The 20,156-nt window shown below is 74.0% G+C and carries 15 protein-coding genes; 5 read left to right on the top strand and 10 right to left on the bottom strand.

Annotated features, from left to right (window positions below; translation table 11 throughout):
• Window positions 1–3 precede the first annotated feature (3 nt).
• Window positions 4–693 (bottom strand): cell division ATP-binding protein FtsE, encoded by a 690-nt coding sequence (ftsE, locus tag ACILRH_RS18940; protein ID WP_395695622.1) that lies wholly within the window; start codon window positions 691–693, stop codon window positions 4–6.
• Between the two features lie 46 nt (window positions 694–739).
• A complete protein-coding gene (locus tag ACILRH_RS18935; RefSeq protein WP_395695621.1) occupies window positions 740–2,617 on the bottom strand; it encodes an alpha-amylase family protein in 1,878 nt (625 codons plus the stop codon).
• 34 nt (window positions 2,618–2,651) lie between these two features.
• Between ACILRH_RS18935 and ACILRH_RS18930 the strand changes: the two genes are divergently transcribed.
• Entirely contained in the window at window positions 2,652–3,269 is a 618-nt protein-coding gene (locus ACILRH_RS18930) for a hypothetical protein (RefSeq protein WP_395695620.1), read from the top strand.
• Window positions 3,270–3,345: 76 nt separating this feature from the next.
• On the opposite strand, the gene ACILRH_RS18925 is transcribed toward ACILRH_RS18930, so the two are convergent.
• The 4 genes from ACILRH_RS18925 to ACILRH_RS18910 form a co-directional block, all read right to left on the bottom strand.
• Window positions 3,346–4,326, bottom strand: a complete 981-nt coding sequence (locus ACILRH_RS18925; protein WP_395695619.1) for an oxygenase MpaB family protein — start codon at window positions 4,324–4,326, stop codon at window positions 3,346–3,348.
• An 85-nt stretch (window positions 4,327–4,411) separates the two neighbouring features.
• Entirely contained in the window at window positions 4,412–5,530 is a 1,119-nt protein-coding gene (gene prfB / locus ACILRH_RS18920; RefSeq protein WP_395695618.1) for a peptide chain release factor 2, read from the bottom strand.
• Window positions 5,531–5,577: 47 nt separating this feature from the next.
• On the bottom strand, window positions 5,578–6,333 hold the full coding sequence (locus ACILRH_RS18915) for a response regulator (protein WP_395695617.1): 756 nt from the start codon (window positions 6,331–6,333) through the stop codon (window positions 5,578–5,580).
• 9 nt (window positions 6,334–6,342) lie between these two features.
• Window positions 6,343–8,304 (bottom strand): PAS domain S-box protein, encoded by a 1,962-nt coding sequence (locus ACILRH_RS18910; protein ID WP_395695616.1) that lies wholly within the window; start codon window positions 8,302–8,304, stop codon window positions 6,343–6,345.
• A 95-nt stretch (window positions 8,305–8,399) separates the two neighbouring features.
• Between ACILRH_RS18910 and ACILRH_RS18905 the strand changes: the two genes are divergently transcribed.
• Entirely contained in the window at window positions 8,400–8,573 is a 174-nt protein-coding gene (locus ACILRH_RS18905) for a hypothetical protein (RefSeq protein ID WP_395695615.1), read from the top strand.
• A 50-nt stretch (window positions 8,574–8,623) separates the two neighbouring features.
• On the opposite strand, the gene ACILRH_RS18900 is transcribed toward ACILRH_RS18905, so the two are convergent.
• Window positions 8,624–9,076 (bottom strand): CAP domain-containing protein, encoded by a 453-nt coding sequence (locus ACILRH_RS18900; protein WP_395695614.1) that lies wholly within the window; start codon window positions 9,074–9,076, stop codon window positions 8,624–8,626.
• Window positions 9,077–9,161: 85 nt separating this feature from the next.
• Here ACILRH_RS18900 and ACILRH_RS18895 point away from each other — a divergent pair, with 85 nt between their 5' ends.
• From ACILRH_RS18895 to ACILRH_RS18885, 3 genes are all read left to right on the top strand, one after another.
• Window positions 9,162–11,360 (top strand): hypothetical protein, encoded by a 2,199-nt coding sequence (locus tag ACILRH_RS18895; protein WP_395695613.1) that lies wholly within the window; start codon window positions 9,162–9,164, stop codon window positions 11,358–11,360.
• Between the two features lie 231 nt (window positions 11,361–11,591).
• Entirely contained in the window at window positions 11,592–15,110 is a 3,519-nt protein-coding gene (locus tag ACILRH_RS18890; RefSeq protein WP_395695612.1) for a hypothetical protein, read from the top strand.
• A complete protein-coding gene (locus tag ACILRH_RS18885) occupies window positions 15,107–18,772 on the top strand; it encodes a hypothetical protein (protein WP_395695611.1) in 3,666 nt (1,221 codons plus the stop codon). The genes ACILRH_RS18890 and ACILRH_RS18885 overlap by 4 nt, the downstream gene beginning before the upstream one ends.
• A 108-nt stretch (window positions 18,773–18,880) precedes the next feature.
• On the opposite strand, the gene ACILRH_RS18880 is transcribed toward ACILRH_RS18885, so the two are convergent.
• From ACILRH_RS18880 to ACILRH_RS18870, 3 genes are read right to left on the bottom strand one after another with little or no spacing between them, the layout of a single operon-like run.
• Window positions 18,881–19,327 carry a pilus assembly protein TadG-related protein gene (locus tag ACILRH_RS18880; RefSeq protein ID WP_395695610.1) on the bottom strand — a complete coding sequence of 149 codons (447 nt, stop codon included), beginning with the start codon at window positions 19,325–19,327 and terminating at the stop codon, window positions 18,881–18,883.
• Window positions 19,317–19,769 (bottom strand): hypothetical protein, encoded by a 453-nt coding sequence (locus tag ACILRH_RS18875; RefSeq protein WP_395695609.1) that lies wholly within the window; start codon window positions 19,767–19,769, stop codon window positions 19,317–19,319. Before ACILRH_RS18875 ends, ACILRH_RS18880 begins: the two co-directional genes overlap by 11 nt.
• On the bottom strand, window positions 19,766–20,152 hold the full coding sequence (locus tag ACILRH_RS18870) for a TadE/TadG family type IV pilus assembly protein (RefSeq protein WP_395695608.1): 387 nt from the start codon (window positions 20,150–20,152) through the stop codon (window positions 19,766–19,768). Before ACILRH_RS18870 ends, ACILRH_RS18875 begins: the two co-directional genes overlap by 4 nt.
• Window positions 20,153–20,156 lie beyond the last annotated feature (4 nt).

The raw sequence follows: 20,156 nt of genomic DNA, 5'->3' as shown, positions 1-20,156 counted from the left end.
CGGTCAGTGCTGGAAGCCGTAGATGCCCTGCGCCTGGTCGCGCACGACCCGGCCGTCGTCGAGCTCGATGACGCGCTTGCGCATCTGGTCGACGATCCCGGCGTCGTGGGTGGCCATCAAGACGGTGGTGCCGGTCCGGTTGATCCGGTCCAGCAGCTTCATGATCCCGACCGACGTAGTGGGGTCCAGGTTGCCGGTGGGCTCGTCGGCGATGAGGATCATCGGCCGGTTCACGAACGCGCGCGCGATCGCCACGCGCTGCTGCTCGCCGCCCGAGAGCTCGTCGGGCAGGCGGTCGCCCTTGCCCTCGAGGCCGACCAGCTCGAGCGTCTCGGGGACCAGCTGGTTGATCTCCGAGCGGGACCGGCCGATCACCTGGAGCGCGAACGCGACGTTCTCGCTCACGGTCTTGTTCGGCAGCAGCCGGAAGTCCTGGAACACGGTGCCGATCTGGCGCCGCAGCCGCGGGACCTTCCAGCTCGCCAGCCGGTTGATCTCCTTGCCGGCGACGTAGACCCGCCCCGAGGTCGCGCGGTACTCCCGCAGCACCAGGCGGAGGAACGTCGACTTGCCCGAGCCCGACGACCCCACGAGGAAGACGAACTCCCCCTTCTCGATGTCGACCGACACCTGGTCGAGCGCAGCGTGCGCCTGACCGGGGTAGGTCTTGACGACCTTCTCGAAGCGGATCACGGAAGTCGAGGGTAGACGAGCAACCTGAGCGCCCGCGGGACCCCTCTCACCCGGGCCTGCCGTCGACCACCCAGCAGGCGGCGTACGGCGCCAGCTCGAACGCCCCGTCAGCACCACCCGTCACCGGGCGGCCGCCCAGGGCGTCGTACGGCGCCGTCAGGCCGGCCTCGTGCAGCCGGTGCACCGGGAAGGACCGCGGCGTGGCGGTCACGTTGTAGAGCCCGACCATCGGCCCGCTGGCGTGGCGGCGCACGGTCGCGAGCACCCCGTCGTCGGTGCCGTCGAGGATCTCGCTCGGCGCCGACGCGTGCAGCTGGGGCAGTCCGGCGCGGACCCGGGCGAGGTGGGCCAGGCCCGTGTAGGCCCGCCCGGGCACGGTGCCCGGGTCGTGCCGCTGCGCCGCCCGGGTCGGGTCCAGGCGGGGCCGGCCCGCCCAGCGGTTGTCCGCGGCGTGCCCGGGCTCGTCGGCCCAGCCCGGGTCGTTGGGCTGCGCGAGCTCGTCACCGCTCCACACGACCGGGATGCCGCCCCACCCGGCGACGACCGCGTGCGCGAGGTGCAGCCGGGCCAGCGCCGCGTCGGGGTCGTCCTCGAGGCCGACCAGCGACGCCGCCGTACCGCTGATCCGGCGGTCGCCGGTGGCGGGGTTGGACTGGAAGACCAGGCCGTGCGCCCACGAGCCCGGGTACTCCCCGGCGTACCAGTCGGAGAGGAACCGGCGGTGCAGCGTCCCGTCGAGGCCGACCGCCGCGGCGTCCCCGTCGTCGATCGCCCAGCCGATGTCGTCGTGGCAGCGGACGTAGCCGATCCAGGTGGCGGTCGTCGGGGTCGGCGGCAGCGCCCCGAGCGCCCGCCGGGCGAGGGTGGTGCTGCTCGTGGCCAGCATCGACCAGACCTGCACCATCAGGCTGTTGTGGTAGGCCAGGTCGCTCACCCGGCCGGCTCGCTTCCCCAGGCCGAGGTACTGGACCAGGTCGCGCGGACCGACGATCGCCTCGGCCTTGAACGCCACGGCCGGGGCCGCGATCCGCGCGACCGCCCGCAGCGCCTGGGTGATCGCGTGCACCTCCGGCTGGTTCTGGCAGTCGGTGCCGAGCCGCTTCCACAGGAACGCGATCGCGTCGAGCCGGAAGATCTCGACCCCGAGGTTGGCGAGGTCGAGGACGATGTCGGCGAACTCGACGAGCACGTCGGGGTCGGCCCAGTTCAGGTCCCACTGCCAGCTGTTGAACGTCGTCCAGACCCAGCCGTCCAGGTCGTCGTCCCAGGTGAAGCTCCCGGGCGCGAAGTCGGGGAACACCTCCGGCAGGGTGCGCTCGTAGGCGTCCGGCTGCTCGCGGTCGGGGAAGACGTGGAACCAGCGGCGGTACGCCGGGTCCCCGGCGCGCGCCCGGACCGCCCAGGGGTGCTCGCGGGCGACGTGGTTGAGCACCAGGTCGACCACGAGGCTGATCCCCCGCGACCGCAGCGAGGTCGCGAGGTCGCGCAGGTCGTCGGTGGTGCCGAGGTCGGGTCGCACGGTGCGGTAGTCCGCGACCGCGTAGCCGCCGTCGTTGTCGCCCTCCCGGGTCGCGAGGAGCGGCATCAGGTGCAGGTAGGTGACCCCGAGGTCGGTCAGGTGGTCGACGTTCCGCCCGACTGCCGCCAGGTCGCCCGCGAACCGGTCGGCGTAGCAGGCGTAGCCGAACATCCGCGGCTGCTGCAGCCAGTCCGGCTCCAGCAGCCGGCGCTCGTCGAGGACGCGCAGGTCGGCCGGCCGCTCGGCGTACCGCCGGGCGGCGACGTCGACCAGCCGCTGCGCGACCGCGTCGCCGTCGTCGTACAGCTCGTCGACCGCGGCGCGCAGGTCGGCGCCCCAGCGCTCGAGGCGCAGGGCGAACGTCGGGTCGGACGTCGGGTCGGCGGTCGGGTCGGGCGCAGTCATCGGCTGCATTCAAGCAGTGCCCTACGTTGTGGGCATGGCTCGTCCAGCATCGGTCGCCGGGGTCGCGGTCGCCGTGGTGCTCCTGCTCGGCGCCTCCGCCTGCTCGGGCGGCAGCGACGAGCCGGCGACGCCACCGCCGAGCCCCACCGCGACGTCGCTGACAGACCTGGCCACCGACGACCTGACGGTCGCCCGGGCCTCCTTCTGCGCGCAGGTGGCCCCGGCCGCCGTCGAGGACGCGCTCGGCGCCGAGCCCGCCTCCGCGGAGGAGTGGGCGAACGGCGAGCGCGCCGAGCTGGCCGACGGTGTCACCGACGTCGCGCACGAGTTCGGCTGCCGCTGGAGCGCGGCGGACGGTACGACGGCGCTCGGCTGGGTCTTCGCTCCCCCGATCACGCCGCGGCGGGCCGAGGAGCTGGGCCGCGCCGCCACGCAGGTCACGGGCTGCCGCGCGGTGCCCGGCGCCCCGCCGTTCGGCACCCATGCGGTCGCGCTGCGGTGCCAGGACGGGACCACGGCGTTCCACGGGCTCTTCGGCGACGCCTGGCTCTCCTGCTCGCTGCAGGTCCCGGCCGCCGGCGCCGGGGGCGGGACCGACGTGGAGCGCGCGGGGCGCTGGTGCGCGACGGTCCTCCAGGCCGCCGGCAGCTGACCGGTCCCGTCCACGACCCGGAGGGCCGCTCGCCGGGTGACCGGTCGTCCGCTAATGTGTACTAATCAGATCGACTTCATCGTTCTTCGGAAGAGGCTCCACCATGCAGCACACCGCCGCGCCGCCCCGGCGAGCACCGTTCGTCGTGATCGCCACCGTCCTCGTGGCGCTCGTCGCCGTGCTCGCCCTCGGGCGGGCAGCCGTGCTGCCCGGGGACCGGGAAGGTGCCGAGCTCCTCGACCCGGTAGCCGTCCGGGTAGCTGCGGATCTGCGGCAGGTCCTCGACCAGCTTCGGGTTGCGGCGCGCCGGGAAGAACCGGAGCAGCCGGCCCCGGGCGCGCAGCAGGCCGCGGGACACCGCCTCGACGGCCGGCGGCGGGTCGGCGTACCGGAACGCCGCGCGGAGCGCCGGGTCCATCAGCGACCGGCTGAAGACGCCCATCACCGGGCGCACGGCGCGGGGCTGGAAGCCGACCATGAGCGCGAGCGTCGCGTCGGCCACCCGCCGCCCGGCCGGGTCGTAGCCGAAGTGCTCGGCCTCGTAGGAGTCCATCAGGCGCTCGAAGCCGGCGTAGGTCTCGGGGACGTCCTTGATGTTCATGTGCGCGCCGAGGGTGCGGTAGTACTGCACGCTCGCCTCGAGCTCGGTCGGCGTCAGCGGGCGCTTGCCGAACTCGTCGAGCCAGCGCTTCGGCACGACCACGAAGGTGCTCAGCACGTAGCGGAACTCGTGGTCGGGGATGTCGTAGGCGCGGTGCATCTGGTTGATCCGCCGGATCGCGGCCCGGGCCTCGGGCTCGTCGAACCCGAGCCGGTTCGGCGGCTCGAGGAGCAGCGCCGTGTCGTCGTACCGCTTCTGGGTGCGGTCGGTGAACTCACCGGTCGCGTCGAGCAGCCGGCCGATGCTCGGCACGGCGTAGGTGCGGAACAGCGCGAACCCGAGCGCCTGGTTCATGTCCCACGGGAACTCGTGCGCCACGACCTTGGCGTAGATGTCGACGAAGTCGGTCGCCGGGTCGAGCCGGTCGTTGTAGCGCCGCCAGTGGTCGCGCCTCATGGCGACACCGTAGAGCAGTCCGTGGGGTGGTGCGAGGAGCGCCAGCGACGAGCCTCGAAACCACCGTGACGCCGACGCGTCCTCGCTAGTTCTCGGCCGCGCGCTCGGCGCCGCGGCGCCAGCGGATGCCGGCCTCGAGGAAGCCGTCGAGGTCACCGTCGAAGACCGCCTGCGGGTTGCCGACCTCGTAGCCGGTGCGCAGGTCCTTGACGATCTGGTACGGGTTCAGCACGTAGTTGCGCATCTGGTCGCCCCACGAGGCCTGGACGTCGCCACGCATCTCGTCGAGCTGCGCCTTCTCCTCGGCCTTCTTCAGCGCGAGCAGCTTGGCCTTGAGGACCACCATGGCGCTGGCCTTGTTCTGCAGCTGCGACTTCTCGTTCTGGCAGCTCACGACCGTGCCGGTCGGGATGTGGGTCAGCCGGACCGCCGAGTCGGTGGTGTTGACCGACTGGCCGCCGGGGCCGCCCGAGCGGTAGACGTCGACCCGGATGTCCTCGTCCGGGACGTCGATCTCGTCGGTCTGCTCGAGCACCGGCACCACCTCGACGGCCGCGAACGACGTCTGCCGGCGGCCCTGGTTGTCGAACGGCGAGATCCGGACCAGCCGGTGGGTGCCCGCCTCGACCGAGAGCGTGCCGTAGGCGTACGGCGCGTGCACGGCGAAGGTCGCCGACTTCAGGCCGGCCTCCTCGGCGTACGACGTGTCGAACACCTCGACGGGGTACTTGTGCTGCTCGGCCCAGCGCGTGTACATCCGCATCAGCATCTCGGCGAAGTCGGCCGCGTCGACACCGCCCGCGCCCGAGCGGATCGTCACCAGCGCCTCGCGGGCGTCGTACTCGCCGGAGAGCAGCGTGCGGACCTCGAGGCCCTCGACCGCCTTCTTCAGCCGGCCCAGCTCGGCCTCGGCCTCGGCGATCGCGTCGGCGTCGCCCTCCTCCTGGGCCATCTCGACCATGATCTCGAGGTCGTCGACGCGACCGAGCAGGTTCGTGAACCGGTCGACCTCGCCCTGGAGGGCCGAGAGCCGGCCGGTGACGCGAGTCGCGTTGGCCTGGTCGTCCCAGAGGTCGGGCGCCGCGACCTGCTCGCCGAGGTCGGCGATCTCGGCGCGCATCGCGTCGATGTCCAGCACCTGCTCGATGGTGCGCATCGTCGCCTGGAGCTGCTTGATCTCTACGTCGAAGTCCGGACCTGCCACAAAGAACTAGGTTACGGGGCGGATGCAGCAGGGCCTACTCGGCAGCCCTACTCCGCAGCGGCGGTGGCCGGCAGCGCCAGCTCGGCCCAGACCCGCTTGCCGCCGGTCTCGGCCGCCTCCATGCCCCACGAGGCGGCCAGCGCGTCGACGAGGTGGAGGCCGCGCCCGTGCTCCTCGGTGTCGGTGAGCGGCTGCGGCTCCGGCGTCCCGGCGCCCGCGTCGTCGACCTCGATGCGGAGGGCGGCCCGGCTCGCCGAGAGCCGCAGCCGGTACGACGACCGCGCGTGCGTGAGCGCGTTCGCCGCCAGCTCGCTGACCACGAGCAGCGCGTCGTCGAGCGGCTCCTCGATGCCCCACTCGCGTAGGTGCTGCTTCACGAAGCGGCGCGCGTCGGCGACGCTGCTGAGGTCGTTGGGCAGGTCGATCACGGCCCGGGTGTCCGACGTGCGGCCCACGGACTCGAGCAGGTCGACGAGGTAGCCGAGGTCCTCGTCCTTGAGGACGAACCCCTCCGCGTGCTCACGGATCCAGGCGCGGTCGGCGGTCTCGAGGCCGGAGAAGACGACCACCTTCGAGTCCGGGGCGTGCTCCCGGACTCGGGAGAGCACCTCCCGGCCGGCGATGTCGGGCAGGCCGAGGTCGAGGACGACGACGTCGGGTCGCAGCTCCTCGGCCAGCCGGACGGCTTCTGCACCGTCGGCCGCCTCGCCCACGACCTCGAACCCGCCCCGGAAGCGGAGCGAGGTCCGGACCAGCCGGCGTACCTCGACGACGTCGTCCACCAGGAGGACGCGGATCGGCACGGCCGCAGCCTATGCCGTCTGCGGTGCGAGAGGCAGCGACACCACGAACTCGCCGCCGCCCGTCTGACCTGGTCCAGGCCGCCGGTAGGTCGCGTCGCCGCCGTGGGAGCGGGCCAGCTGGCGCACGATGTAGAGGCCTAGACCGGTGCCGCCGCGGGAGCGTCCGGTCGCGAAGCGGTCGAAGAGCCGCTCCCGCATCTCCTCGGGCACGCCAGCACCGGCGTCCGCCACCGCGATCTCGACCGTGTCGGCCCCGGCCCGCCGCACCGCGACGTGCACCGGCGGGGCGCCGTGCCGCAGCGCGTTGCCGACCAGGTTGTCCACCGCCTGCGCGATCCGGTCGGCGTCGGCGGCGACGACCAGCCCGCGCTCGCAGTCGAGGACGATGTCGGCGTCCGGGTTCAGCCGGCGTGCGGTCGCGACCGCGCGCTCGGCGACGTCAGCGACATCGACGTCCTCCAGGTCGAGGTCCAGCGCGCTGGACTGGAGCCGCGAGGCGGTCAGCAGGTCGGTGAGCAGCCGGCGGAGGCGGGTCGCGCTGCTGCCCATGCCCTCGACCAGCTCCGCGAGCTCCTCGCCCTCGAGCGCCGCCCAGTGCTCCTGGAGCATCTCGGCCGTGCCGGCGAGCACCGTCACCGGGGTCCGCAGCTCGTGGGCCGTGACCGCGAGGAAGTGGGCCTGGTCCTCCGCGGCCACCTGGAGCTGGGCGTTCGCCTCGGCCAGCGCGGCCGCCGCCCGCTCACGCTCCTTGAGCATCGCCCGCCGCTCGGAGTTGTCGCGGGTCACCTTGGCGAACCCGACGTGGCGGCCGTCGGCGTCGTGGACGGCGGTGATGAGGACGTTCGCCCAGAACGTGGTGCCGTCCTTCCGGATCCGCCAGCCCTCCTCCTCGTAGTGGCCCTCGCGCAGCGCGATCTCGAGCTCGTGCTCGGGGTGGCGGATCTCCTGCTGCGCGGCGGGGTAGAAGGTCCGGAAGTGCTGCCCGACGATCTCGTCCGCGGTGTAGCCCTTGATCCGCTCGGCGCCGGTGTTCCAGCTCTCGACCAGCCCCTCCGGGGAGAGCATGAAGATCGCGTAGTCCTCGACGGCCCCGACGAGCATCCGGAACTTCGCCTCGCTCAGCCGCAGCTCCTCCTCCGCGGACCGCTGTGCGCTGACGTCCTGGAGCTGGAGGAAGAGGTAGAGCGGCCGGCCGCTGCTGTCGAGCACCGGCGCCAGGGTGGCGACCACCCGACGCCGACCGGGCGGCCCGTCCACCTCGTGCTCGACCTGGACCACCCGGCTGGTGCCCTGGAGCAGCTCGTCGATCGCGGCGGCGACCCGGTCGGCGACCGGGACGGCCAGGTCGGCGTACGGCATGCCGACCAGCTCGTCGGTCGAGCGGCCGAGCAGCTCGGCGAGCGCGCCGTTCGCGCGCACCAGACGCCCGGCGAGGGTCACGGTCGCCATGCCGATCGCGGCGTCGTCGAAGACCTCGCGGAACCGCTCCAGGTGCTGGCGGAGCACCGCGGCGTCGGCGGAGTCCTCGTCCTCGGGCGGGTCCGCGACGGGCTCGCGGGGCGCCGGCACGGCGGGGATCCCGAGCACGGCGACCAGGTCGTCGGCGAGGGTGTCGAGGGAGCTGGACTTCTCCAGGAACACCGACGCACCGAGGTCCAGCGCGCGGTGCGCCAGCCCCTGCTCCTGGAAGCCGCTGTACATCACGACCCGGGTGCCCGGGGCGGCCGCGAGCACCTGCGGCAGCGCCTCCAGCCCGTCCATGACGGGCATCGAGACGTCGAGCAGCACCAGGTCCGGCTGCTGGGTCCGGGCGGCCTCGATCGCCGACGCGCCGTCGGCGGCCTCGCCGACCACCTCGAGCTTGTGGGACAGGCGCAGGCGGGTCCGGACCAGCGACCTCACCTCAGCGGCGTCGTCGACGATCACGATGGTCGGGACGCGTGGCTCCCGACCCTCCCCTCCCCCGGACACGAGAGGAACCTACCCACTCCTGCACGTTCTTGCACCGCAGCAAGATGAGGCACCGAACCGTCACGGAGCGTCCGTATCGCTGGCACCGTGGGAGCGTGATCATCGACGTCCGTCCCACCCCCGCGCTGCGCCGGCACCGGGCCCGCATCGCCGGGGTCGCGGCCGCCGTCGTCATGGTCGTGGCGTCGCTGTGCTCGGTCGCCGCGCTCGCCCACGACTCCCGTCCGGTGCCGGACCCCGCGCCGACGTCCGGTCCGGCCGGTCGCTGACCCGCGGCACCTGCGTGCAGCGCCGGCCGCAGGCGGCCGGGAGCCGGTGCTCAGCCGCGGCCGAACACCTGCACGGCGTACCAGAAGCCGTCGTCGCCGAGCCGGGCGCCGGAGCCGAGGAGCCGGTACGACGAGTGCAGGATGTTCGCCCGGTGCGGAGGCGACTCCATCCAGCCGTCGACGACGACCGAGCGACCGGTGTCGAAACCGAACGCGACGTTCTCGCCGGCCGAGTGCAGGTCGCAGTCGTCGAGGACGCGTCCGAGGTCCTGGTGGAAGAGCCGCTCCTGCAGCGCCATCCGCTTCGCCTGGCGCTCGGCGAAGCGCTGCACGCAGGCCTGGTGCCGCAGGGGGTCGAGGTCGTGGGCGCGCCGCTGGTCGTTGGTCGCCGTGAAGATCTGGCGCTGGTAGGTGCCGGGCGACGTCGAGGTGCCGGCGACCGCGGGCGCCAGCCCGGCCAGCGCGGCCGCTGCGAGCACCACCCCGAGCGCGACGACCTTCATCGCTCCTCCCGATCGCTCTAGACCTCCGGGACCGATCCACCGTAGCGGCCGCGCGCCCTGCCCGCTGCTCCTACCGTGACGAGACATGTCCCCCCGACAGCTGTTCGCGGGCGCCCTGCCCGCCGCGGTCGCGATCGCGCTCGGCGCGGCCGGCGCACCCCACGCGGCCACCCCGTCCGACTCCCCCGCCGACTCCCCCGCCGGCTCTCCCGCCGGCGTCATCGAGGTCGGCCCCCGGACGACGACGTACGCCGACCTCCCCGTGACCTCGGTCGTCGCGGACGGGTCGGTGGACCAGGTCGTGCGCAGTGGCGACCGGGTCTACGTCCTCGGCGGCTTCGATCAGATCGGCCGCTACTCCGGGCCGGGCCGCGTGCTCGACGCGACCACCGGCGCCGACCGGCCCGCCCCGGTGCTGCCGGACGGACAGGTGTCCGTCACGGTCCCCGACGGCGACGGCGGCTGGTACGTCGGCGGCGACTTCGGCCAGGACCGCTACGAGCACGTCGAGGGCGGACTCCAGCACGTGCTCGCCGACGGCTCCGTCGACACCGCGTTCGACGCCGGCACCGACGGCCTGGTCAGCGCCCTCGCCCTCGACGGCGACACCCTGTACGTCGGCGGCGACTTCGGCCACGTCGACGGGTCGGTCCGCCAGGGGCTGGCCGCGGTGTCGGCCGACGACGGCCACCTGCTGCCGTTCCGCGCCGACCAGGAGGTGCGGGTCGCCGAGCTCGCCGCCGGGTCCGGCCGGGTCTACGTCGGCACCGGGCAGGTCCAGGCGCTCGACAGCGCGACCGGCGACCCGGTGCCCGGCTTCACCTCGCCCGTCGAGGGCCAGGTGACCGCGCTGACCCTCGGCAGCGGCCGGCTCTACGTCGGCACCACGGGGCTGGTCGCGCTCGACCCGGTGACCGGCGCCAAGGACGCGGGCTTCGACGTCGAGGTCGCCGGCCCCGAGGGCCGGCACGTGCACACCGTGCTCGACACCGGCGAGACCCTCTACGTCGGCAGCGACGCCGGGACGATCGCCGGCCGGCCCGGTCGGCTGGTCGCGCTGGACCCGGCGACCGGTGCCGCCGACGCCTCGTTCGACCCCCAGGTCTCCGGTCCGGTCGACCCCTCGTCCGGCGCCCCGGCCGGTGTCTACGACCTCGACCTGTCCGGTGGTCGTCTCTGGGTGGGCGGCACCTTCGCCGAGGCCGGCGGGCAGGACGCCCACAGCCTGGCGGTCGTCGACCAGGGGACCGGCGCGGCGCTCGACGTCGACCTGCCGTCGTTCGACCACCCGGTCAACGCCGTCGACGTCTCCGGCTCCGGCGTCTACGTCGGCGGGAAGTTCTTCCTCGACGAGCCGTCGGACACCCGGACCATCGCCGCGCTCGACGCGACCACGCTCGAGCCGCTCGCCGACTTCCACGTGACGAAGACGGCGTTCTACGGCGACCTGGTGGCCGCGCCGAACGCGCTCTACGTCGCGTCGACGCACTTCTACGGCTACGACCCCGACGTCTCCCACGCGCCGTACTACGACAACACCACGGAGACCATCCGCGCCTTCGACCCCGACAGCGGCGCCGCTGACCCCGCGCGGACCCACCGGATCACGGACCTGACCGGCTTCACCACGGTCGGCAACCGGCTCGTGGTCGCGCAGCGGCTGCAGGACGACGTGAAGTACCCGCGCAACCGGATCACGGTCTACGGACCCGACGGGCGCAAGCAGCGGAGCTTCCCGGTGCCGATGGGCGGCTACATCTCCTACCTGACCGTCCTGGACGGCGACCTGCTCGTGATCGGCAGCTTCAAGCGGATCCCGACCTACGAGGGCCTGCGCAGCGGCGCCATCGCCCGGCTCTCCCTGAGGAACGGCGCGCTGAACACCGACTTCGACTCGTCCCTCGACGGCCCGGCCTACCACGCGTCGGTGTCGGGCAAGGCGGTCTACGTCACCGGGCTGTTCTCCTTCTACCCCGAGGTCACGAAGATGGACGCCTTCGGGAACTGGCGCTACCGGTTCAAGCCGAAGGACTTCGACACCAACGGGGTGCTGCTGCGCACCGCTCCCGTCGGCGACCGGCTGTGGGTCGGCCTCGGGCGCAACCGGTTCCTGGACACGGCCACCGGCGCCGTCCTCCCCGACCCGACCGGCGGGCACCAGGACGAGATCGACTCGGTCACCGCCGCCAACGGCGGGATCGTCTTCGGCTCGACGACCTACGGGATCAACATGATGGGCAGCTCCTGGAACGTGCTCGGCTACGTCGGGCGGGTCACCGACTAGCTCGGCGCGCTCGCGGGGCCGACCGGCAGCGCGCGGCTTCTGGCCCGCCTATGGCCCGCACGGGTCATAGGCGGCACCGGCGGACCGACCTAGATTCGAGTCGGGAATCTCGGGAACCGTGCTCGAGAAGTGAGGCCACCCCGCCGGCGGTCGGTCCGACCGCACGTCGGCGAGCGGGGCGCGAGCGGGCAGGCCCGGGTCGGTGAGTCGACCGGAGGGGGCTTGAGGGCGATGGACTTCTTGTTGAGCCGCGGGGACGACCTGGCCGCGCTGGGCGTCCACCTGGACGGCTTCGAGCTGAGCGCCGACGACGGTGGCACGGCGGCGATCGCGACCGGCCCGGCGGTCATCGTGCTGGTGCTCCCACCGCAGCACGTCCACGAGGACACCGTCGCCGACGCATCGGACCCCGCGCTCACGGTGACGGCCTACCTGTCGGGACCGAGCCGGCTGGCCTTCGACGTCGCCACCGGCACCGCGGTGCCGCTCACCCCGGAGGGCGTGCTGGCGGCCTGCACGGCCCTGCGCGCGGGCGGGCCGGCGCTCATCGACACCTGGATCGAGATGCCGTGGCGGCTGGCGCTCGCGCCCGGCGCGGGGACCAGCCACCACCCCTCCACGCCGCTGGCCTCGCCCGGCCGGGTCACCGGGGTGTGGCTGGCCCGGCTGCTGAGCCGTGCCGGCGGACCGATGCCGGTGGTGCCGCTGGACCGCTCCTACGCCGCCGACCGGGACTTCGTGATCGCGCCCCCGCTGAGCCCGGACCAGCGCACCAAGGTCGCCGACCTGACGGCCGGTTCGCCGGCCCACGCGACCCGGTGGGAGCTGACACCGTTGGGCGGAAGCATCACCGCGACCGGCGAGTGGGACGGCTTCGGGTGGAGCCACCGGGTGACCCACGGCCGGGACCAGTACGTCCGGGTCGAGGAGCGGGTGCTGCTCTATCCCTTCGGCCTGTCGGGCACGCTCACCACCCTGACCGAGCGCCAGCACGACGTCGGCCGGTCGGCCGCGCTGCGCCGGACCGTCACGCTCCGCCTCAACCAGGCCGTCGTCGACTCCCCTGACGGCGGCGCCCTTCGTCGTACCTTCCCCTTCGAGCGCGTCGAGGTCGGCGCGGCGGTGTTCCCCGGGCTCGGCACCCCCGAGGCGGTGTACCAGCCCCAGCGGGTGACGGCCGACATCGCCGAGCTCGAACGGCAGCGGGACGCGCTCGACGACACCGTGACGGCGGAGGAGTCGCTCTGGCGGCCCTACGTCGACGACCAGCTCCGCACCGACGACGACCTGCGCCGCGCGAACGACCCGGTCTACGGATCCTGGTGGCAGGCGGACCAGGACAGCGCCGCCAAGAACAGCGAGAAGGCGACGCTGGAGGAGTCCCAGCGCTCCTACGACGACTGGATCGACAAGGAGCAGGGACACCTCGACAGGGCCCGGGAGCACGACGAACGGGCGCTGCTCCCCGACGGCACCTACGACCAGGGCGAGCTCGACGCGGCCCACGAGGAGGAGCTGGCCGCGGCCGACTGCCGGGCCGAGGCACAGCAGTACTTCGTGGACCAGGGCTATCTCGCGCGGGTCCGCCGCGAGGCCGCGGACCTCGCCGCCCACGCGGCCCAGCTCCGGCCCGAGGTCGACGCCCGCCACACCGCACGGACCGTCGACGACGCCGTCAACCTCGGGGACGAGTCGCCCGGGATCGCGGACGCGGCCGCTCGCTGGAAGGACGACCATCCGGCGCTGGAGGCACTGCGTCAGCAGGTCGACGACCTGACCCGGCTGTCGGTGCCCACGACCGTCACCGCGTGGCCGGTCACGAGCACCGGCGAGCGGCTGCGGTTCCCCGTGCGGCTGGTCCGCGGCGGAAGCGTCGTCGAGGTGTCGATGCCGATGCTGCTCGTGTACGACGTCGTGCTGCCCGACGCGCCGGCGTACTCGCTCCCGGAGTACCGGTCGCTGGCGGACCCGGCCCTGCCCGGCGAGCTGGACCTGGCCTGGGCCGGACCGGCCGGTGGACTCCCGGAGCTGGACCGGCCGGCAAGCCCGCCGTCGGTGGTGGACACCGGCGGCGTGCTGCTGGACCTGGTCGGCGCCGCCGTGCCGAAGGCGGCGGACTCCCAGCTGGTCCGCACCCTCAACCTGGTCGGCGGCACGTCCCTGGCGACCCTCTTCGACGTCGGCCTGGGCCGGGTCGGCGGCGAGGCCGGCCGGTGGGGCATGGTCGTCGACCTGCCCGAGCTGACCCAGCTGGCCGGCGGTCGCGCCCGGGCGACGGCACAGGCGGTCGTCGGGTTCACGCAGTCCTTCCTCGACCAGGGCGAGCAGGCGGTCGCGTTCCTCGAGGCGCCGGCGGGGATCGTCGCGGACTTCACCAAGGCGGCCGACCGCTCCGGCGGGCTGGCCGCGCTGGACGTCGCGGCCGACGTGATCTCCCGTGAGCACGGGCCCGCGACGCTCGCGGGGCTGCTGACCCACCCGTCGCCGGCGGACCTCATCGGCGAGGCGGCGACGCTGCTGGGGTTCCGCCTGCGCGACCTCATCCAGACCGCGGTCGCGACGCTGTCGCCTCCGCCGGACCCGCCGCGGATCGTCTCCGAGCTCGTCGACGGCGTCACCCCGGTCGTCACGATGGACTGGGCGGTGCCGCTCAACGACGTCGAGTTCTTCCGCGTCAGCCACGACCCGGCCGCGCCCACCGCGCTGACGATCCACGTGGTCGCCCGTCCCGACGGCGTCGTCACCGACTGTCGGGTCGAGGACTTCGCGCTGCAGTTCCCGGCCACGGACGACACCCGTCTGGTCCGCCTGGACTTCGAGCGGCTGCGGTTCCTCCAGCAGACGACCTACGGCGTGGACGTGGTCCCCGGCGCGGGCCTCGGGGCCGGCCTGGTCGACCCCACGCTGGACGTCGACGGGCACGTCGCCACCCATCCGCCGAAGGTCGCCCTGGACGGGTTCCACCTCACCTTCTACCGCGAGCTCGAGCTGTTGGCCCAGCTCCAGGAGGCGGTGGACCTCGGCGGCAAGGTCCCGACCATCAAGGCCGGGCCGAGCGGCGTCACGGCGGCCTACTCCCTGCCCGTCCCCGACGTCGGCTGCGGCGCGTTCGCGCTGAGCAACCTGACCTTCCACAGCTCGGTCGACATCCCCTTCGACGGACGGCCGGTGGAGGTCGGGATCGGGTTCGCCACCCGCGACCGGCCGTTCTCCCTCAGCGTCCTCTCCTTCACCGGGGGCGGGTACGTCGACGTGCGTCTCGGCACCGGCGGGCCCCAGATCGAGGCCGCGCTGGAGTTCGGCGCCCAGGTCTCGGTCGACTTCGTCGTGGCCCGTGGCGAGGTGCACGCCCTGGGCGGCGTGCAGTACGTCCAGGACGGCACCATGGTCAGCCTCTCCGGCTACCTGCGCATCGGCGGCAGCGTGTCGGTGCTGGAGCTGGTCTCGGTGTCGATCGAGCTGCGCATCGCGCTGGCCTACCAGTTCGACCGGCACCGGCTGGTGGGCCGGGCCACCCTGGTCCTCGAGATCGACCTGACCCTCTGGTCGGACAAGATCGAGATCGACAGCGGCGAGTGGGTGCTGCAGGGCGGCACCAGCGCCGGAGCGGCCCCGGAGTCGGTGGGCGCCTCACCAGGGTCGTTGCTCGATCCGGACGAGGCGTTCGCCGCGGTCGACGCCCCGGTCACCGACGACGAGCTCGCTGCGTGGCAGGCCTACCGGTCCGGCACGGTCGGAGCCGGCCGATGAGCGAGCTGCTGCTGGTCGCGGTCCCCGGCGGCGACCTGACGGACCACGACGCCCTGCTGCGCGTCGTCGTCGTGCCTCGCCTCTTCGGCCACGGCACCGCGCTGGCCGACTACGGCATGGCGAACTGGGCACGCGCGCTGCGGGATGCGCCCGGCTCGCTCGAGGTCCGCCTCAGCCCGGGGAGCGGACCCGACCTGGACCCGGTCCACCTCGTCCCCACGCACCGCGCCGACCCCGCGGTCTGGGCGGGGTTCTTCGACCACGTCGGCGTGACGCCGTACGCCGCGCCGGCGCCGTACGACACCCCTCAGGTCGCCACCTCGGCCGACGACGCGCACGCGGTCGCGACGGCCTACGAGGGCGCGGTCGAGGACCCGAGCACGGTCGCCGACCAGCTCGAGGGGCTCAGCTTCGGGCCGATGCCACCGACCCCGGACCCCGACGCCGCCGTCGTGGACCGGGGCGACCCCGACTTCCACCGCGTCGTCGCCCTGATGCGCCAGCACCCTGCGGTGCTGGCGGCCCTGGGCCTGGTGCTCGAGGTGCGCCTCCCCCGGGACCTGCTGCGACGGTGCGGCGACGCCGGGCGGATCTCCGTCGGCTGGCCGGACCCGCCGGTCGCCCTCGACGTCCCGCCGTCACCGCAGACCGAGTTCGAGGTCACCCGCCGCGGGTTCTTCGCGGCGCCCGGCCCCGACGACATCGTGACCGGGGGCCTGGTCGACCTGGCCCGGACCACCCCGGGGGCGGACCGTCCGGACTGGGAGCTGCGCACCTTCGACATCGACGGCGCTGTCGGCCAGCTGCAGAACGCGAGCGCAGCGGTCCGGCGTGCGCGTGCCGAGGACCGGCGGCGTCGCCGTACCGACCCGGACCCGGCGGCGATGCCGCCCCTGCGTTCCGTCGGCCTCCAGCTGGTGCACCGGAAGCGGGAGACCTGGGTCCACGACCGCCACGGCCGGGGTCTGCGCAACGCCACCCAGGACGCACCTCCGGTCCTCACCGCCGACGACCTCGTCCTCGGCTACCGCCTCGACGTCCGCTACGGCGGCCAGGAGTGGCACTCGGTCATGTGGCGCAACGCCCGCTACGAGGTCGGCGGGGTCGTGATCGGTGGCGGCTGGCAGCGCGAGGAGGCGCACCTGGTCGCGACGGCCGCGGTCAAGGGCACCGGTGAGCGCCTGTTCGTCGACGGCGTCGTGGCGCGCTGGTCCGGCCACCGGCTCGGGCTGCCGCAGCAACGGCTCGACGGGGTCCCGCCGGACGCGCGAGTGGTGCGGCCGCTGCCGTACCGGTTCACCTGGGAGTTCCAGAACGACCCGCAGGAGCCGGAGGGGATGCCCGAGCTGCGCTTCAGCTCGGGCTACCAGCTCCGTCTGCGCGCGGTCGACCTCGCGGGCGGTGGTCTGCCGACGCGCCAGGACCTCGGCGAGGACGGCGCCACCCCGCTGAAGACCTACGCACGGCACGAGCCGGTGCGGCCCCCGGAGATGCCGCCGCCTGCCGGGCTCCTCACCACGGTCGTCGACGCGGACGGGCGGGCCCGTCCGCGGGTGGACCCGACGCTGCTCGGCCCGGGCGGGTCCCTCGAGCGACTGGTGGTGCGCAGCGACCCCGGCGGGGCCGACCCGAGCCACGACCCGGGCCTCCCGCCCAACCACAGCCGGACCCTGCTGCCCCCGCCGGCGAACTTCGAGCTCAGCGAGTGGGAGGACCGGCTGAGCGGCGTCGACGAGACCGCGTGGCGGCTGGCCCGCCGGGCGATCACCGCGCCGCAGGCGAGCGCCGAGAAGCGGGCCGGCCGCCACTACACCTGGCTGCCGGACGTGGCCGCGACGTCGGCCGCCGCCCGGCTGGTGCCGGAGGCCGAGCGCCTGGCCGTCCTGCCGTCCACCCTGGACGGCTGGCCGGCCGCGACCTGGCCCGACCACGACGCCAAGGGGGTGCACGTCGTCCCGGTCGAGCGCCACGCGCCGTACCGCGTCGCCTGGGTGGACGGCGTTGCCGAGGTCGAGCTGCCACCGGCGTTCCGCGGGGTCCTCGAGGTCTCCTCCGCCATCGACTCGACCTACTTCGGTCGCTTCGACGCCTCCGCGGTGGCGCCCCTGGGCAGCACCGCGCGGCAGCTGGTGATCGAGGGCCGGCACCCGGTCGTGACCCCGGCTCGCCGCATCGAGGTCGTCCACGCCGTCCGCGCGCCTCTCGACCCGCCGGCAGGCGTGCTCGAGGCCCGGCGCGAGGAGGGCGGGACCTGGGCGGTCCTGGCGGACGGCGCGGCACCGCGGCTCGGCCTGGACCGGGACAGCACCGCCCAGCTCGACGTGGCGGCGAGCTGGCAGGAGTGGACCGATGCTCCCGAGCCGACGCCGGTCACCCAGTCCGTCGGTTCGTTCCCCGTGGACCTGGAGGCCGAGGCGCTCCCGGAGATCCGGCACCACTTCGGCGACACCCGGCACCGCGAGGTGACCTACAGGCTCGCCGCCCACAGCCGGTTCCGGGAGTTCTTCCCGGCCACCGACCCGGAGTCGGCGTTCCTCCGCGAAGCGACGCTGGCGCCCGTCCACGTCGACAGCACCGTGCGACCGACGGCGCCGGTCGTCCTCGCGGTCACCCCGGCGAGCGCCCTCACCGAGCGGCCACCGCTGTTCCACCCGCAAGAGACCACCACGGGTTTCGGTGTCGAGGTGGACGAGGACGGCGACGGGGTCCTGGACGGGGTCGACTACGACGGGGACGGGCACGCCGACCTCGTCCCCCCGGCTCCGGTCGTCGCGATCGACTACGAGGTCGTCCGCGAGGGCGGCATCCTCCGGGTCGAGCTGGACCACCCGTGGTTCAGCACCGGCCAGGGCGAGCAGCTCGGCGTGGTCGTCTCCCCCGGTCCCGGGGCCGACGGCATCGCCCGGGCGCCCGGCCTGGACCCGACGGGCCGGACGACCGCCTCCCACGACAACGCATTCGCGCACCTGGTCACGACGGCGCACCGTGACCCGGCCCGCCTGGGGGACCCGCCACCGCAACCCGACCACACCACGCTCTCGCGCGCCGGCGGGGACCCGCTCCTGGTCGAGGACCAGGACTCCGGTGCGCTGCTCGTCGTCGTGCCGTTCGATGTCTTCGCTGCGGACGGCCGCTGGTTCGCCGACATCGGCTTCAGCGCCCTGGCCGACGACCCCGCGCAGCCGATGGTGCGCCTGGCCCTGGTGCGGTTCCAGCGGCACAGCCTGCCCGGCCGGACCACCTCCCCGGTCGTCACGACCGACCCGGTCGGGGTGCTGCCGCACCGCAGCCTGCTGATCCGGACCCGCAACAACGACGTCACCGTGCAGGTGGACGGCCGGCCAGGAGCGCCGGCGTCGGCCCTCGAGATGCGGGTCGAGGTCGCCCCGACGGCGGCGCTCCGAGACCAGCTCACCGCGCTGCCGGGCAGTGGCGCCGAGGGCGCCACCTGGCAGGTGCAGAGCCGGCACGCCGCCCAGTTCGGGTCCGCGTTCGACACGATCACGCTCCCCTACGACCCCCAGCACGCCCGCCGTCTCGTGGTCCGCGAGTACGACGAGCTGCCGAGCGCCCTCACCGGACCGACCGACGACCCGTTGCCGCCGGACCTCTACACCGAGCTCAACCTGCGGACCACGTTCCTGGTCGTCCACCCCATCTGACCGGACGAGGTCGTGCCAGGACGTCGTCCGGTTCGCCCAGGGCGCCGACCTGATCCGTCGACCTCACGGATCCGCAGGACGGTCGCCAGGCTGCCTGGTCCGCCGGGCTCAGCGCTGCGCGACGACGACCGCGGAGCCGGTGGCGCCGACGGTGGCGGTGCCCGGCGACCCGGGGACGGCGAGCGGCAGGTCCAGCGGCGCCTCGAGGTGCACCGTGACGCTCGAGGTGGCCGGGTCGACGTCGACCTCGAACCTCAGCCCGGGATAGGCGGCGTAGGCGCCGGTCGCGGCGAGGTAGTCGTGGACCGAGCCCCGCACCGCCGCTGCGGTCAGGTCGAGCCGGCCGCGCGGGACACCGCCGGTGTAGACCTCGCGGCCGGTCGCGCCCAGGTCCGCGCCACGCAACGCGGCGCCGTCGGCGACGGTGTCGAGGCCCTGCCGCTGGAGGTACGCCGCAGACGCGTCGACCACCATCGCGACCGTCATCGCGAGCACCATCGCGAACCCGACGATCATCACCGTCGCCTGGCCGCGCTCGTCGCGATCACCCCGCATGCTCGATCTCCTGGAACTGCCCGATCGGCACGGTGTGCGTGGCGTCGAGGGCGAAGCTCGGGGCGCCACCACCGAGCACGTCCGGCAGCAGCGGCAGGTCGACCCGCGAGGCGATGTGGACGGTGATCACCGAGGTGCCGCTGTGGCAGTCGGCGGGGTACGGCGTGCAGCTGATCCGCACCGAGAGCGGGACCCCGTGCACGCCCTGGTCGGCCAGCGCCTGCCGAGCGGCGGCATCCGCGCGGCGGCGCCCCTCGGCGTCGTCGGGGGCGAGCGCGTAGGCCCGGCCGGCGGCCCGGGCCGCGCCGCTGACCGCGAACGCGCCGCGCTGGACGTCGAAGACCGAGACCACGATCCACAGCAGCGGGATCAGCAGCAGGATGCCGAGCCAGGTCAGCTCGACCAGCGCACTGCCGCGCTCGTCGTGCGCGGCCCGCCTCACGGCCGCTGCTCCTCGACCGCATGACCGGTGACGGTCAGCGCGATCCCCGGTCCGCCGATCCCCAGCGCCGGGACGGTCGCGTGCACCACGACCTCGACGCCCGGCGCACCGTCGACGGTCGCCGACCGCGCCTCGACGTCGTCGGCGAACCGGCCCGAGATCGCCCCGTCGATCTGGCTCCGGGTGCGGGCGGCCCCGTCGGCCGGGGTGCGGTCCAGCGTGGCGCCGTACCGGGCACCCTCCGACGCCGCGGAGGCCAGGGTGTTGCGCACGTGCATGACGAGCGCGACCTGCAGCACCCCGAGCACGACCGGGACGAGCACGACGAGGACCAGCACGAAGTCGACGACCGCCGAGCCGCGCTCCTCGCGCGGGCGGAGCACGGCG

The sequence above is a fragment of the Nocardioides sp. genome, assembly GCF_044226765.1.
Classification (GTDB): Bacteria; Actinomycetota; Actinomycetes; order Propionibacteriales; family Nocardioidaceae; genus Nocardioides.
This window is presented reverse-complemented; position numbering and strand designations above follow the sequence as displayed.